A 13,739-nucleotide genomic window follows, 5' to 3' on the forward strand; every position below is an offset into this window, starting at 1 on the left:
TCTTTTGGCCTCCCTCACCCTCGCGAAATTCACCGACACCACGCCGGTTGACGCAGATGCCGCATTCGCCAGAGCTTGACCGTAGCAACGACGGCCAGGACCACACGGTTTTGCCGTACGCACGGCCCGCCATTTCGTCGCAGTTTTCCCAGCCCTGTCGACAAAGCCGGAAACTTACAGACGAGACGAAGCCTAGCAGCGCCGCTCGTCGGAACGAAGCCTCGGGCTCACGGAGAGCAATCCTCCCTGCCCTTGGCCTCTCGTACCCGAACGCTGCCGCGTCCACCGCAAGCCCGGCTCGCGAACGTGACGACCACAAGATCGCCCCTCAAGGATGAGCCGGGATGGGCGACACATACGCCAAAACCGAATTTCGGTAAAATAGAATATTTTTGCGAGCGCGGATTGACACGGACGTGTCGAGAATTGGTCAGATGTTTTGCCCGACGGACACCGCGACAGCTTCGTGGCGCCTGGCCGTTCGGCTTTGTCGAGACGGTCTGGACGGCGGTCGCCTTGCGGCGCTGGGTCCGTCGTCGCTATGACTAGACCTCAGCGCCTCACCTTCTTGTTCCTTAAACGGGCGGGCTACGCTCGCCCTCTTGCGCGCTGGGCCTGAGCCCAGGCCGCGGTGACGTCGCGCGGCGGGACGTCGACGCGCCGGATCGGCGTCAACTCGCCGGAGGCTGAGATGATCGCAGTCTCCTCGCGGCGGCAGCGCGGGCACACGAAGCGGACCTCATTTGGCGAAGCCGACCAGCTCGAACGTTTCACATTGGCCGCCATCGGCCAGGCCGCGCAATGCGAGCATGACACCAGGAACCGACCGGGATCGAGCATACCCATTCCAAAGGACTCCGCGTCCTGCCATCCCTTCAATGATTAACCCATGTGAATCGTTCCGGTGCCAAAACACCGTCAAGACACCCTCGCGGCCCCAAACCAGGAGGCTGATCGGCTCAGTGGGCGCCCTTGATCGTGCATGACGTGCTGCAGGTGACCGTGTTGCCGTGGTCGCACGCCTTGCAGGCGGCAACGCACTGGGCCATGTCGCGGGGATTGAAGGAGGTGTAGTTCCGCATCGCGCAGACTGGGGTCGAGCCGGTGATGTCCTGCTCCTGGTTGCAGGCTGCCGTCATGAGTCCAAACATGATGACTGCAAGGAGGCGCATGGGATCGCCCTGTGAGGCACGACAAAACAATCTCGCGAGGCGCGCTGCACCGCAGCGAGCCCCCGGCATTTCCACAGCGGAAAATCGCCGCAGGCGTCCCCGCATCTGCACTGAGGATGCGCGCCAAGTGTTAAGAACGGATTGCCGGCGTCAGGCCGCAGCCTTGCTCGCGATTGCCTGCCGCATGTCCACAGCCAATTGGCGGTACTGCTCCGAAAGCTTCAGATAAAACTCGCGCTTGGTGCTGTCGGTGGCGAGCCGGGCAATCAGCTCGCATTCGGCGGTGAGCGTCTCGAAGCGTTCGAGCCTGTTCTCAAGTTCTGTCATCGGCGTGTCCCCGTCAAACGCCTCAAGGACACCAAACCTAAGCCCGGGAAATAGGTCACGGCGAACATCGTTATCGAGTAGAATCAATTTTTCCGCGCGGCCGGCTATTTCTGCTCCAACCGCCATGCGCCGTCCCAGCCCTCGTCCGGCGGATTGGCCTCGAACCGCGTGATACGGGTAAGCATTGCCCGCGACGGGCCGTCGCCGGGAACGGCTTCAAGTGCCGCGTTGAAGGCGGTACGGGCCTCGTCGAAGCGGCGGACGCGATAGGCGGCGAGGCCACCGGCGTAGTGCGAACGCAGGCTCTCATGCGCGGCAGTGAGCGCGCCTCCCCGGCCCATCACCTCGAAAATAGTTTGCGGCACGCTCTGGCCGGCGACCGCAAGACGATCGACTTCGCGCAATTCGAGGTGCGAGCCGATCGCATCCGCCGTCGCCTGCGAGATCAGAATACGGGTACCATAGGTCTTGTTGACGGCTTCGAGCCGCGAGGCAAGGTTCACGGCGTCGCCCATCACCGTGAAGCTCATCATCAGCTCGGAGCCGATGCTGCCGGTCAGGACCTCGCCGGTGGCGATGCCGATCCGCAAGTCGCACGGCACCGGCATGGCGCAGATGCCGAGGAGATCCGGGAGCTGCTTCTGGAGCGCGGGCACCTGGTCGGCCATGTCGAGCGCGGCGAAGCAGGCAAGCTGAGCCTGCTCCTCCTCCTCGATGAAGGGCGGGCCCCAATAGGACATGATGGCATCACCAATATATTTGTCGATGATGCCGCGGTTGCTCCTGATCGGACCGGACATAACGGTGAAATAGTGGTTCATCACCCTGACGAGACCGCGCGGGGTCATGCCCTCGCTCATCGAGGTGAAGCCGCTCATGTCGCAGAACATGATGGTCATCACCCGGCGCTGGCCGTCGATGGCGACCTCCGGCCGGTCTATCAGGCCCTGAACCACCTTGGGATCGATATAGCGGCCGAAGGTCTCGCGGATGCGCTCGTTCTGGCGCAACTGCTCGACCATGCGGTTGAAGGCGGCAGCGAGCTCCCCGATCTCGTCCTGGGTCGAGACGGTGATGGTCTTGTCGAAATGGCCTGCCTCGACCTCGCGGGTGCCTGCCAGCAGCAGCCGGACCGGTCGCGTGATCCCGGTGGAGACCATGATTGCAAAGGCAAGTCCGACGATCGCCGCGAGGATGGTCACGATGCCCGAGACGATGATCGCCTGGCGCTGATGGCGGATGACCTGCGCGGTGCTCACGAACACCTGCGAGAGCATCTCGGCGCGGATCGCATCGATCCGCTGGGTGAAGAGATCGCGGAGCGCGTCCACATGGACGAGCACGTCGCGCGTGGCCGCAAAGTCCTTGGCATCGAGCAGCCGGAGCAGCTTGGCGTCCTCCTCGTCGAGTTCGCGGCGAAGCTCCTTGACTGCATTCTCGATGCGCGTCTCGATCCTGGCGAGTGCCGCGTTGTCCGACGGTGTGCTCTCATCGTCGATGATCGCGTTGATCAGCTTTCGCGCGGCTTCGGCCTCCTGCTCGACCTGGGCGTCCGTTTCCCTGAAGATCTTCAGCCGCGCCGCAAAGCCCTCCTCGTCCGGCGGCGTTTGCATTTTGGCGATCACCATGCGCCGCATCGCCAGCGCCCGCTCCAGCGAACGCACATTGGACCGCGCCAGGTGGCCGTAAGCCGGAATATACCGCGCGGTCAGCTCATCCAGGAGATGGCCGACGCGGCTCGACATCACCATCGACAGGATCGCGGTGACGACCATCAGGATGATGAGGCCGAGCGCAATCCCGACGATCTTGCGCCGGATCGACTGGTTGAAAATCGGCATGGGCGCGGGACAATGGGCTGAAGGGAAAAGGCCTTGGAACCCAATACATCGGATTTGCCGCCGGGAATACGCGCAATTTGGCCGCTTGTGGCGTCCTGAACCGCCGCAATCGTCGCGCGAGCCCTGTTCGTTAATGAAAGGTTAAGAGACCCGCTCGACCCGGCGTTGTACAGGTTCCCTCGCTCCATCCGTATTTCGCCGCATTGTTGGAACAGCTTGAGGATGCGAAACGACGTCGTGTCACCATTTTTGACGCCGTTTTGATTCTCGAGCCGCATCTCGTCGCGGACTTTGGTTTGTACTGGTTTCGCAGGGGGACCACGGAATGAACCAGTGCCTACGCTCGCTCGCGTGTGTCGTTGCCGTGGCCGCTTTGGCCTTCATCCCTACAGAGCTGGCAGCGAAGAGCAGTCACAAATCGTCCGCGCCGAAGAAGACGCATGAGGCGAAAGCCGGCAAGCAGCGCCACGCCTCCGCCGGCAAGGCGCGGCACGGCAAGCATGCCGAGGCCAAGCGCAAGTCGAAGAAGCAGGAGGAGGCCCCTTCAGACAAGCCGGCAGCCCCGCCGCTGACCGGCGATCTCGCCGCGTTGAAGGATGCCATCGATCTCGCACGGAAGGGCAAGACCGAGGACGCGGGCGCGGCGCGCGACCGCATTGCCGACCCGGCGGGGCAGAAGCTCGCCGACTGGTTCATGCTGCGCCATTCCGAAAGCACGGCGAATTTCAAGCGCTACGCCGCCTTCCTCGCCGCCAATCCGGACTGGCCGAGCAGCGCGCTGCTCCGCCGCCGTGCCGAGGCGCGGCTGTGGCAGGAGAAGGCCGACGCGGCGACCGTGCACAAATTCACGATGGACCGGCCGACCAGCGCCAAGGGCAAGTTCGCACTCGCCCGCGTGCTGATGACCGAGGGCGACAGCGACAGGGCCGCGCGTCTGGTGCGCAATGCCTGGCGCATGGACGAATTGTCCGAACGCAGCGAGGAAGATTCCTACGAAGCGTTTCGCGATCTCCTGACCAGTGAGGATCATCGTGCCCGCATGGACAAGCGCCTCGGCGCCAAGGACTATGCGGGGGCGCGGCGCGCAGCCAAGCGGCTCGGCGAGGATGCGCTCGCGATCGTCAAGGCCTGCGCCGCGGTCACCGGCAAGGCCAGCAAGGCCAAGGATTACCTCGATGACGTCTCAGCCGAGGCGCGCCGTGACCTCGGCTATGTGCTGTGCCGCGCGCAATGGCATCTCCAGAATGACCGCATCGACGACGCGGCCGAGGTGATCCTGGCCGCCGCGCCCGATACGATGGCGGCGCAAGACACCGACGCCTGGTGGCGCGAGCGCCGCCTGCTCGCGCGAAAGCTGCTCGACCAGGGCAAGTTCAAAACCGCCTATGACGTAGTGCGCTCGGCGGCCGTGCCCGCGATGGAAGTCTATCGCGTCGACTATCACTTCATGTGCGGCTGGATCGCGCTGCGCTATCTCGACGATCCCAAGGCGGCGATGACGCACTTCACCGCGATTGACGAAGGCTCCGCCAACCCGATCGCGCTGTCGCGCGCGCATTATTGGCGCGGCCGCGCGGCCGAGGCGATGAACGCAAGCGCCGATGCGCGCCTGAGCTATCAGGCAGCGGCGCGCTATCCGACCGCCTATTACGGCCAGCTCGCCCGCGCCAGGCTCGGCCTCGACCGCATCGAGCTGCGCGCGCCCGCGCTCGTGCTGGCGGCAGTCGACGCGCCGCCCGCGGACGAGCGCGTGCGCGCCGCCGACATGCTCTACGGCGTCGGTGAGCGCGACATGGTGTTTTACTACGCCGAGGATTTCGCCAAGGAGAGCACCGACGTGGCGGCACTCGAAGCGCTCGGCGAGCTCGCCGGCCGGCGCAACGATGCGCGCGTGATGCTGGAGGTCGGCAAGTCGGCGCTGGCGCGCGGGCTCGCGCTCGATCACTACGCCTTCCCGACCATCGGCATCCCTGAACATAAGCAGGTCGCGCCTGCGATCGAACCCAGCGTGATCTATTCGGTGGCACGCACCGAAAGCTCGTTCGACCAGCGCGACAAATCGGCCGCCAACGCAGTCGGGCTGATGCAGGTGACGCCGGAAGCGGGCCGCGACACCGCAAAGCGCTTCGGCCTGACCTACGACTGGGATAAGATGGTCTCCGATCCCGTCTACAACACGCAGATGGGCGCGGCCGAGCTCAGCGCGCTGATGTCGGAATACCGCGGCAACCAGATCATGACCTTCGCCGGCTACAATGCCGGCCGGGGCCGCGTGCGCGAATGGGTGCAGGCGCGCGGCGACCCCAGGGATCCCAAGGTCGATCCGGTCGACTGGGTCGAGCGCATCCCGCTGTCGGAGACGCGCAACTACGTCCAGCGCGTGATCGAGAACGTGCTGGTCTACCGCGCCCGGTTCGAAGGCAGCAGCATGATCGCCGGCAAGAGTGATCAGCGCGTGGTGACGAAGGACGCGGCGGCCGTAGCGACGCCGTTGGGGTCTACGGGGACGGAGTGATATCCGCCAACACCGGCTCTATCCCCTCATCCTGAGGAGCCTGCGAAGCAGGCGTCTCGAAGGGTGAAGGGCCCAGCTGCGCCCGCGGCCATCCTTCGAGACGGCCGCCTTGCGGCCTCCTCAGGATGAGGTCGGAGGGTGTGGCGCACAAGCGCCGCGCCGCCTCAATCCACCTTGATGTTCGCCGCCTTGATCATCGGCCACCACTTCGCGATCTCCGCCTTCTGGCGCGAGCCAAGCGCTTCGGGCGTGAGCTGATCCTGCGGCGTCATCTCCAGCCCCTGGCTTTCGAGTTGCTTCTTCACGCCGGGATCGTTGAGCGCTTCCACAGCTGCGGCGTTGAGCTTGGCAACGATCTGCTTCGGCGTACCCTTGGGCACCCACATCCCGGACCACAGCGTCATGTTGAAACCCTTCAGGCCCGCCTCCTCCGCCGTCGGGATGTCGGGCGCTGAGGACAGGCGCTTGTCGTCGGTGATGGCGTAGGCGCGAATGGTGCCGGCGCGGACCTGATTGATGGAGTTCGAGGTCTGGTCGACGATAACGTCGATCTGGCCGGCGATCAGATCGTTCAGGGCGGGCGCGGTGCCGCGATACGGCACGTATTGCAGCTTGATGCCGGAGACGCTCTCGAAATAGACGCCGGCGATGTGGCTGCCCGAGCCCGCGCCCGCGGTGCCGGCGGTCGGCGGCGACGGCCGCGACTTCAGCCAGTCCAGCAGCTCCTTCAGCGAGGTTGCGGGCACCGCGTTCTTGCTGACGACGATCATCGGATTGCTCGGCAGCAGCACCACCGGCTCCAGGTCCGCGACCAGATCGTAATTGAGCTTGTAGACGGCGCCGTTGGCAACGTGGGTGCCGAGATGGCCGAATGATATCGTGTAGCCGTCGGGGGCCGAATGCACGGCACGGCCGACGCCGATCGAGCCGCCCGCGCCAGTGACGTTCTCGATCACCAGCGGTTGCCCAAGCGATGTCCGCATCCGCTCGGCGAGCACACGCGTCATCGCATCCGACGGCCCGCCCGCCGCGAAGGGGACGATGATGGTGATGGGACGTGAAGGATAGTCGTCGGCGCGCGCGGCGCCTGCAACAGCGAGAATAGCAATCAGCGCAGCCCATGCGGCCTTCATTGTCTTCTCCCAACGATGTCATTGTTGTTTTTGTCTCTTCCCGCGTACGGGAAGAGGGATCGTTCGTGAAGAGACGAAATGCCGCGCTAGAACTGCGAATAGTCGATCGGCTTGTGGCGATCGAGCGTGCGGTTGACCGGCGGCAGCGGGTATTTCAGGCCGGTGGCGCAATTGAACAGCATCACGCGGTCACCCTTCGAGACGCGTCCGTCGGCGAGGCTGTCCTTGTAGGCGGCGTAGGTCGCAGCGCCTTCGGGGCACAGCAGCAGCCCCTCCTCGCGCGCGACCTCGTTCAGCGCCGACGAGATCTTGTCGTCGTCGACCGCGATGGCAAAGCCCTTGCTCTCGCGGACCGCGCGCAGGATAAGAAAGTCGCCGATCGCCTGCGGCACGCGAATGCCCGAAGCGATGGTGTGAGCGTCCTCCCACCGCGTGGCATGCTCGGTGCCGGCTTCGTACGCACGCACCATGGGCGCGCAGCCGGAGGCCTGCACCGCAACCATGCGCGGGCGCTTCGAGCCAATGAAGCCGATCTTCTCCAGCTCGTCGAAGGCCTTCCACATGCCGATCAGGCCGGTGCCGCCGCCGGTGGGATAGAAGATCACGTCGGGCACGTCCCAGCCGAGCTGCTCGGCGAGTTCGAGCCCCATCGTCTTCTTGCCTTCGATGCGGTACGGCTCCTTCAAGGTCGAGGTGTCGAACCAGCCGACTTTCGCCTTGCCCTCGCCGACGATCTTGCCGCAATCGTCGATATAGCCGTTGACGCGGTAGACGGTCGCGCCCTGAAGCTCGATCTCGCTGACGTTCACCTCGGGCGTATCGGCCGGACAGAAGATCGTGGTCTTGATGCCGCAGGAGGTGGCATATGCCGCGAGCGCCGCGCCGGCATTGCCGTTGGTGGGCATCGCCATGTGCTTGATGCCGAGCGCCTTGCCCATCGACACCGCCATGACGAGGCCGCGCGCCTTGAACGAGCCGGTCGGCAAGCGCCCCTCGTCCTTGACGATGATCTCGCCGCCGCCGAGCTTTGCGCCGAGCTTGGGCAGCCGGATCAGCGGCGTCGTGACCTCGCCGAGCGAGACGATGTCCTTGCATTTTCGCACCGGCAAGAGCTCGCGATAGCGCCACATGTCGGCGGGGCGCTGGCTAAGCGCATCCTTGGTCAGCGCTTTCTTCACGCCGGCAAGGTCGTAGCGCACCAGCAAAGGCTTGCCGGCCTTGGAGAGGTTATGGACCTGGTCGGCGGCGTAATGGTCGCCCTCCATCGCGCATTCGAGATGGGTGACGAAGGTCGGGCGTTCGATGGTGAGGTTGTCGTTGTCGTGCATGGGGTGGTTTCCTTCTTGTTTTGCAAACAGATCCCTCCGCTCGTCAATTGCGAGCGCAGCGAAGCAATCCAGAACTTTCCGCGGAGGGCGGTCTGGATTGCTTCGTCGCAAAAGCTCCTGGCTTAGCTTCGCTCGCAATGACGGTGGCGGGCGGCGATGCGCGCTCGTCAAATATTCAGCACCCGTCCATACGCATCCAGCACGGCTTCCTTCATCATCTCCGACAGCGTCGGATGCGGGAATACCGTGTGCATCAGCTCCTCTTCCGTCGTCTCCAGGTTCATGGCGACGACGTAGCCCTGGATCAACTCGGTGACCTCTGCGCCGATCATGTGGGCGCCGAGCAGCTGGCCCGTCTTTTTGTCGAAGATCACCTTGACCAACCCCTGGTCCTCGCCGAGGGCGATGGCCTTGCCGTTGCCGACGAAGGGGAAGCGGCCGACGCGGATCTCACGGCCGTTCTCCTTGGCCTTGGCTTCGGTGAGGCCGACGGAGGCGACCTGCGGATTGCAATAGGTGCAGCCCGGGATCAGGTTCTTGTCCATGGCGTGCGGATGCAGGCCCTTGATCGCCTCGACGCAGATCACGCCTTCGTGCTCGGCCTTGTGAGCCAACATCGGCGGGCCGGCGACGTCGCCGATGGCGTAGATGCCGGGGACGTTGGTCTTGCCGTAGCCGTCGATCACGATGACGCCGCGATCGGTTTTGACGCCGAGCTTTTCGAGACCGAGATTCTCGATGTTGCCGACGACGCCGACGGCCGAGATCACGCGCTCGAACTCGGTCGTCACAGGCTTGCCCTTGCCGTCGTCAATGGTAGCAACGACGCTATCGGCCTTCTTCTCGAGCTTGGTCACCTTGGTCGAGGACAGGATCTTGATGCCCTGCTTCTCAAAACGCTTGCGGGCCAGGCCTGCAATCTCGGCGTCCTCAACCGGCAGGATCTGCGGCAGCACTTCGACCACGGTAACGTCAGAACCCATGGTGTGGAAGAAAGACGCGAACTCGATGCCGATCGCGCCGGAGCCGACCACCAGCAGCGATTTCGGCATCCGCTCCGGCACCATCGCTTCGAAATAAGTCCAGATCAGCTTCTTGTCAGGCTCGAGGCCCGGCAGCACGCGCGGCCGCGCGCCGGTCGCGACGATGATGTGTTTGGCCTGATATGTCCCCTCGCCCAGCGTGCCCTTTGGCCCCTCGACGTCGGACTTCTTCACGGTGACTTTGCCGGGCGCATCGATCGAGGCCGCGCCCCAGATCACGCTGACCTTGTTCTTCTTCATCAGGAAGCCGACGCCGTCGTTCAGCCGCTTCGAGACGCCGCGCGAGCGCTGCACCACCGCCTTCGGGTCGAACGAGACGTTGTCCGCCGACAGGCCGTAATCCTTGGCGTGCTGCATGTAGTGGTAGATCTCGGCCGAGCGCAGCAGCGCCTTGGTCGGGATGCAGCCCCAGTTCAGGCAGATGCCGCCGAGATAGGATTTCTCGACGATCGCGACCTTGAAGCCGAGCTGGGCGGCGCGGATCGCGGTGACATAGCCGCCCGGACCGGAGCCGATGATGATGATGTCGAAGGATGTGTCGGCCATGGCGGCTCCCCATTCAACTCAAGAGGCGCCGCGGACGCGGCGCCTGGAAATGATAACCCGGACCAGCCATTCGAGCGGGATCGCGCCGGCCATGATAGCCAGCGCGATCAGAACGACCGCCTGGCCGATGCTCCGTGCCAGCTGCTCGCCGGCAAAGAACGCGGAATGCAGAATATCGAGCCCGACCGGATTGAGTGCAACCACAGCCGAGAGCAACAAGGAGATCCAGGGCCAGCGCGTTCGCATTCACCCCGCGCCCCCCCGGGCTACACCATCATCATGACGGGATTTTCGATCAGCTGCTTGAAGGCGCCGATCAGCTCCGCGCCGAGCGCGCCGTCGATGGCACGGTGATCGCAGGACAGGGTCACGCTCATCATGTTCGCGATCTCGATCTTGCCGCCGCGGACGACCGGCCGCTCCTCGCTGGTGCCGACTGCGAGGATCGTCGCGTGCGGCGGATTGATCACGGCGGTGAAGTGGCTGATGCCGAACATGCCGAGGTTGGAAACGGCCGTGGTGCCGCCCTGGTATTCTTCCGGCTTCAGCTTGCGCGAGCGGGCGCGCGTCGCAAAATCCTTCATCTCGTTGGAGATGGTCGACAGCGTCTTGGTCTCGGCCTTGCGGATGATCGGCGTGATCAGGCCGCCGGGCATCGCCACCGCAACGCCGACGTCGGAATGGTGGTGCTTGACCATACCGCTTTCGGTCCAGCTCACATTGCAATTCGGGATCTTCTGCAGCGCCACCGCCATCGCCTTGATGACGAAGTCGTTGACCGAGATCTTGTAGAGCGGCTTCTTCTCCTTGTCCTTAGGAGCAGCCGCATTGATCTCCTCGCGCGCGGTAAGCAGCTTGCCGATGTCGCAGTCGATGGTGAGGTAGAAGTGCGGGACGTTCTGGATCGACGCGGTCAGACGCTGCGCAATCGTGCGCCGCATGCCGTCATGCGGGACGACCTCGTAGGAGCCCGGCTCGAACAGCGACAGGATCTGCTTGTCCGACATGGTCGGCGCGGTCGAGGGTGCGCCTGACGGCGTCGCCGCGGGAGCCTTGAGGCCCTTGCCGGACCTGGCCTGCTCGACGTCGCGGGCCACCACGCGGCCATGCGGGCCGGTGCCAGTCACCATCGACACGTCGAGGCCGGATTCCTTGGCGAGACGACGCGCCAGCGGCGAAGAGAACACGCGGCCGCCATGGCCGTTGCTCTGCACGGCCGGTGCTGCGGCCTGCAGTGCAGGTGCTGCGGCGGGCGCCGGCGCGGCCTTGGGCGCTGCAGGCGCAGGAGCCGCTGCGGCGGCGGGAGCTTCCGCAGCTTTCGGAGGTGCGGCGGAAGCACTGGGCTTGGCGGCACCTGCCGCCTTCACGTCCTCGCCCTCGCCGGCCAGCACCGCGATCACGTCATTGACCGGGACGTCCTGCGTGCCCTCGGGCACGAGGATCCTGGCGATCGTCCCCTCGTCGATGGCCTCGACCTCCATGGTCGCCTTGTCGGTCTCGATCTCGGCGATGACATCGCCGGATTTGACCTTGTCGCCTTCCTTCTTCAGCCACTTGGCGAGGTTGCCCTTCTCCATCGTCGGCGAAAGAGCGGGCATCAGGATGTTGATGGGCATGCTGACCTCAAGAAGAACTTTGCAAAAATCCGTCTCCGGACCGAAGACGGACAGACCAGGTTAGTTGCCGATGTCGCCCTGCCACAGGCGCTCATTGGCAGGAATAGAACGCCAATTTTTCATCATGGTGATGGAGCGGTCGTCGGCAAGGTCGATCCACGGGATGCCAAACTTGTCGAGAATGTCCTTGGAGCCCTCGAAGGTGACGGACTCTCCGATCACCACGAGCTTGACCTTGAACAGCGCGAGCGCACCGGCACACATCGCGCATGGCGACAGCGTGGTGTACATGACGGTATCGTGGAACGAAATCGCACCCGCCTCGCGCAGGCAACTCATCTCGCCGTGCAGGATCGGGTTGTTCTCCTGCACGCGGTTGTTGTGGCCGCGGGCGATCACCTTGTTATCGCGGGTCAGCACGGCGCCGATCGGCAGGCCGCCTTGCGCGATTGAGGCTTCCGCCTCGCGGATCGCCTCCAGCATGAAATCGAAATGATAGGATTCGATCGCCACGGTCAGTGCCCCTTCCCGCGCGGCGTCGTGGTGCCGGTGTCGGTGGGACGCTCGATCTCGGCCTGGAACATCTCGATGATCCGGTTCAGCGCGTCCTCCTCGGTGTATTCGCTCTCGCGCGCATAGGCGCGCGCGGCGTGACGGGCGAGATCGACGAGCAGCAGGCCCCACATGTCGGGCTCGTCGAAGGCTCGCTGGAACGCCATCGACAGCCCGCCGTCCAGCACGAACACGCGCAGGATCTCGACCGCATCATCGCGGACGAGGACGTCGGGTGGCAATGGCTGCTCCTTCGGGCCCGCCATGGTCTACCTGTAGCAGACGGCTTTGGCGGCCTCGACCACTTCGGCAGCCGAAGGCAGCGCGAGCTTTTCCAGGTTCGCGGCATAGGGCATCGGCACGTCCTTGCCGGAGACGCGGGTTACAGGCGCATCCAGATAGTCGAAGGCATGCTCCATGATCCGCGCGGCGATCTCGGCGCCGACGCCGCTCTGGGCCCAGCCCTCTTCCACCGTGACGGCACGTCCCGTCTTCTTGACGGAGTTGATGATGGTCTCGGTGTCCATCGGACGCAGCGTGCGTAGGTCGATCACCTCGGCCTCGATGCCGTCCTTGGCGAGTTCGTCGGCGGCTTTCAGCGCGTAGCTCATGCCGTTCGACCACGAGATGATCGTGACATGGCTGCCGGAACGCACGATGCGCGCCTTGCCGATCGGAATCACGAAGTCATCGAGCTTCGGCACCTCGCCGGTGTGACCGTAGAGCATCTCGTTCTCGAGGAAGATCACCGGATTGGGATCGCGGATCGCAGCCTTGAGCAGGCCCTTGTAATCAGCGGCCGAGAACGGCGCGACGACCTTGAGGCCCGGGACGTTCGAATACCAGGACGAATAATCCTGGCTGTGCTGAGCGGCGACGCGGGAAGCAGCGCCATTGGGCCCGCGGAACACGATCGAGCAGCCCATCTGGCCGCCGGACATGTAGAGCGTCTTGGCCGCGGAGTTGATGATCTGGTCGATCGCCTGCATGGCGAAGTTGAAGGTCATGAACTCGACGATCGGCTTCAAACCGGTCATCGCAGCGCCGACGCCGATGCCGGCAAAGCCGTGCTCGGTGATCGGCGTGTCGATGACGCGCTTGGCTCCGAACTCCTGAAGCAGCCCTTGGGTCACCTTGTAGGCGCCTTGGTACTCGGCGACCTCTTCGCCCATCACGAAGACGTCGGCGTCGCGGCGCATTTCTTCTGCCATGGCATCGCGCAGGGCTTCGCGGATGGTCTGCGTCACCATCTCGGTGCCGGCGGGCACTTCCGGGTCGGGTTCTGCGACGGCCTGCGGCGCCGGCGCAGCTTTGGGAGCTGGAGCCTCGGCCTTCGCGGCGGCAGGAGCTGCGGATTCGGCAGCCTTCTGCTGCTGGGCAGGCGCGGGCGCCTTGGCGAGATCGGCGGCGCTCTCGCCATCGGCCAGAATCGTTGCGATCGGCGTGTTCACTGCCACGTCGGCGGTGCCCTCGGGGATCAGGATCTTGCCGAGCGTACCTTCATCGGTCGCCTCGCCCTCCATGGTCGCCTTGTCGGTCTCGATCTCGGCGATAACGTCGCCGGACTTGATCGTCTCACCCTCTTTTTTCAGCCATTTGGAGAGGTTGCCCTTCTCCATCGTGGGCGACAACGCGGGCATCAGCACTTGAATTGGCATATCGGCTC

Annotated in this window: 13 protein-coding genes; 1 reads left to right on the forward strand and 12 read right to left on the reverse strand. The window is 64.5% G+C overall.

Annotated features, from left to right (window positions below; genetic code table 11):
* Window positions 1–588: 588 nt before the first annotated feature.
* The 4 genes from IVB47_RS14760 to IVB47_RS14775 all read right to left on the reverse strand — a co-directional run bounded on the left by IVB47_RS14760 (window position 589) and on the right by IVB47_RS14775 (window position 3,340).
* Window positions 589–846, reverse strand: coding sequence for a hypothetical protein (locus tag IVB47_RS14760; protein ID WP_007590640.1), 258 nt, complete (start codon window positions 844–846; stop codon window positions 589–591).
* A gap of 113 nt (window positions 847–959) precedes the next feature.
* Window positions 960–1,172, reverse strand: coding sequence for a hypothetical protein (locus IVB47_RS14765; RefSeq protein WP_247462344.1), 213 nt, complete (start codon window positions 1,170–1,172; stop codon window positions 960–962).
* 150 nt (window positions 1,173–1,322) lie between these two features.
* Window positions 1,323–1,625 carry a hypothetical protein gene (locus IVB47_RS14770; RefSeq protein ID WP_247356404.1) on the reverse strand — a complete coding sequence of 101 codons (303 nt, stop codon included), beginning with the start codon at window positions 1,623–1,625 and terminating at the stop codon, window positions 1,323–1,325.
* Window positions 1,604–3,340: an adenylate/guanylate cyclase domain-containing protein gene (locus IVB47_RS14775; protein WP_247462345.1), complete on the reverse strand. Its 1,737-nt coding sequence runs from the start codon at window positions 3,338–3,340 to the stop codon at window positions 1,604–1,606. Before IVB47_RS14775 ends, IVB47_RS14770 begins: the two co-directional genes overlap by 22 nt.
* 325 nt (window positions 3,341–3,665) lie before the next feature.
* On the opposite strand from IVB47_RS14775, the gene IVB47_RS14780 reads away from it, so the two are divergent.
* Window positions 3,666–5,855 (forward strand): lytic transglycosylase domain-containing protein, encoded by a 2,190-nt coding sequence (locus IVB47_RS14780; RefSeq protein WP_247462346.1) that lies wholly within the window; start codon window positions 3,666–3,668, stop codon window positions 5,853–5,855.
* A 164-nt stretch (window positions 5,856–6,019) separates the two neighbouring features.
* Here IVB47_RS14780 and IVB47_RS14785 read toward each other — a convergent pair whose 3' ends face one another.
* From IVB47_RS14785 to IVB47_RS14820, 8 genes are all read right to left on the reverse strand, one after another.
* On the reverse strand, window positions 6,020–6,988 hold the full coding sequence (locus tag IVB47_RS14785) for a tripartite tricarboxylate transporter substrate binding protein BugD (RefSeq protein ID WP_247462347.1): 969 nt from the start codon (window positions 6,986–6,988) through the stop codon (window positions 6,020–6,022).
* An 86-nt stretch (window positions 6,989–7,074) separates the two neighbouring features.
* Window positions 7,075–8,316 (reverse strand): threonine synthase, encoded by a 1,242-nt coding sequence (locus tag IVB47_RS14790; RefSeq protein ID WP_027567101.1) that lies wholly within the window; start codon window positions 8,314–8,316, stop codon window positions 7,075–7,077.
* Between the two features lie 167 nt (window positions 8,317–8,483).
* The gene (gene lpdA, locus IVB47_RS14795) at window positions 8,484–9,905 is read right to left on the reverse strand and encodes a dihydrolipoyl dehydrogenase (protein WP_247462349.1); all 1,422 of its coding nucleotides are present in this window, start codon (window positions 9,903–9,905) and stop codon (window positions 8,484–8,486) included.
* An 18-nt stretch (window positions 9,906–9,923) separates the two neighbouring features.
* Complete coding sequence (locus IVB47_RS14800) at window positions 9,924–10,151, reverse strand: hypothetical protein (RefSeq protein ID WP_247397644.1); 228 nt, start codon at window positions 10,149–10,151, stop codon at window positions 9,924–9,926.
* Between the two features lie 20 nt (window positions 10,152–10,171).
* Window positions 10,172–11,521 carry a pyruvate dehydrogenase complex dihydrolipoamide acetyltransferase gene (locus tag IVB47_RS14805; protein ID WP_247397641.1) on the reverse strand — a complete coding sequence of 450 codons (1,350 nt, stop codon included), beginning with the start codon at window positions 11,519–11,521 and terminating at the stop codon, window positions 10,172–10,174.
* 60 nt (window positions 11,522–11,581) lie between these two features.
* Entirely contained in the window at window positions 11,582–12,034 is a 453-nt protein-coding gene (locus tag IVB47_RS14810; RefSeq protein WP_007590624.1) for a nucleoside deaminase, read from the reverse strand.
* A 2-nt stretch (window positions 12,035–12,036) separates the two neighbouring features.
* Window positions 12,037–12,339, reverse strand: coding sequence for a DUF5076 domain-containing protein (locus tag IVB47_RS14815; protein ID WP_007590623.1), 303 nt, complete (start codon window positions 12,337–12,339; stop codon window positions 12,037–12,039).
* 3 nt (window positions 12,340–12,342) lie between these two features.
* Window positions 12,343–13,731 carry a pyruvate dehydrogenase complex E1 component subunit beta gene (locus tag IVB47_RS14820; RefSeq protein ID WP_247462351.1) on the reverse strand — a complete coding sequence of 463 codons (1,389 nt, stop codon included), beginning with the start codon at window positions 13,729–13,731 and terminating at the stop codon, window positions 12,343–12,345.
* Window positions 13,732–13,739 lie beyond the last annotated feature (8 nt).

This window comes from Bradyrhizobium sp. 62 (assembly GCF_023073035.1).
Classification (GTDB): domain Bacteria; phylum Pseudomonadota; class Alphaproteobacteria; order Rhizobiales; family Xanthobacteraceae; genus Bradyrhizobium.

Bases quoted from the DNA above. Each gene is read 5' to 3' on its own strand.
- IVB47_RS14760 (WP_007590640.1), bottom strand. From the start codon at position 846: ATGGGTATGCTCGATCCCGGTCGGTTCCTGGTGTCATGCTCGCATTGC.
- IVB47_RS14765 (WP_247462344.1), bottom strand. From the start codon at position 1,172: ATGCGCCTCCTTGCAGTCATCATGTTTGGACTCATGACGGCAGCCTGC.
- IVB47_RS14770 (WP_247356404.1), bottom strand. From the start codon at position 1,625: ATGGCGGTTGGAGCAGAAATAGCCGGCCGCGCGGAAAAATTGATTCTA.
- IVB47_RS14775 (WP_247462345.1), bottom strand. From the start codon at position 3,340: ATGCCGATTTTCAACCAGTCGATCCGGCGCAAGATCGTCGGGATTGCG.
- IVB47_RS14780 (WP_247462346.1), top strand. From the start codon at position 3,666: ATGAACCAGTGCCTACGCTCGCTCGCGTGTGTCGTTGCCGTGGCCGCT.
- IVB47_RS14785 (WP_247462347.1), bottom strand. From the start codon at position 6,988: ATGAAGGCCGCATGGGCTGCGCTGATTGCTATTCTCGCTGTTGCAGGC.
- IVB47_RS14790 (WP_027567101.1), bottom strand. From the start codon at position 8,316: ATGCACGACAACGACAACCTCACCATCGAACGCCCGACCTTCGTCACC.
- lpdA (WP_247462349.1), bottom strand. From the start codon at position 9,905: ATGGCCGACACATCCTTCGACATCATCATCATCGGCTCCGGTCCGGGC.
- IVB47_RS14800 (WP_247397644.1), bottom strand. From the start codon at position 10,151: ATGCGAACGCGCTGGCCCTGGATCTCCTTGTTGCTCTCGGCTGTGGTT.
- IVB47_RS14805 (WP_247397641.1), bottom strand. From the start codon at position 11,521: ATGCCCATCAACATCCTGATGCCCGCTCTTTCGCCGACGATGGAGAAG.
- IVB47_RS14815 (WP_007590623.1), bottom strand. From the start codon at position 12,339: ATGGCGGGCCCGAAGGAGCAGCCATTGCCACCCGACGTCCTCGTCCGC.
- IVB47_RS14820 (WP_247462351.1), bottom strand. From the start codon at position 13,731: ATGCCAATTCAAGTGCTGATGCCCGCGTTGTCGCCCACGATGGAGAAG.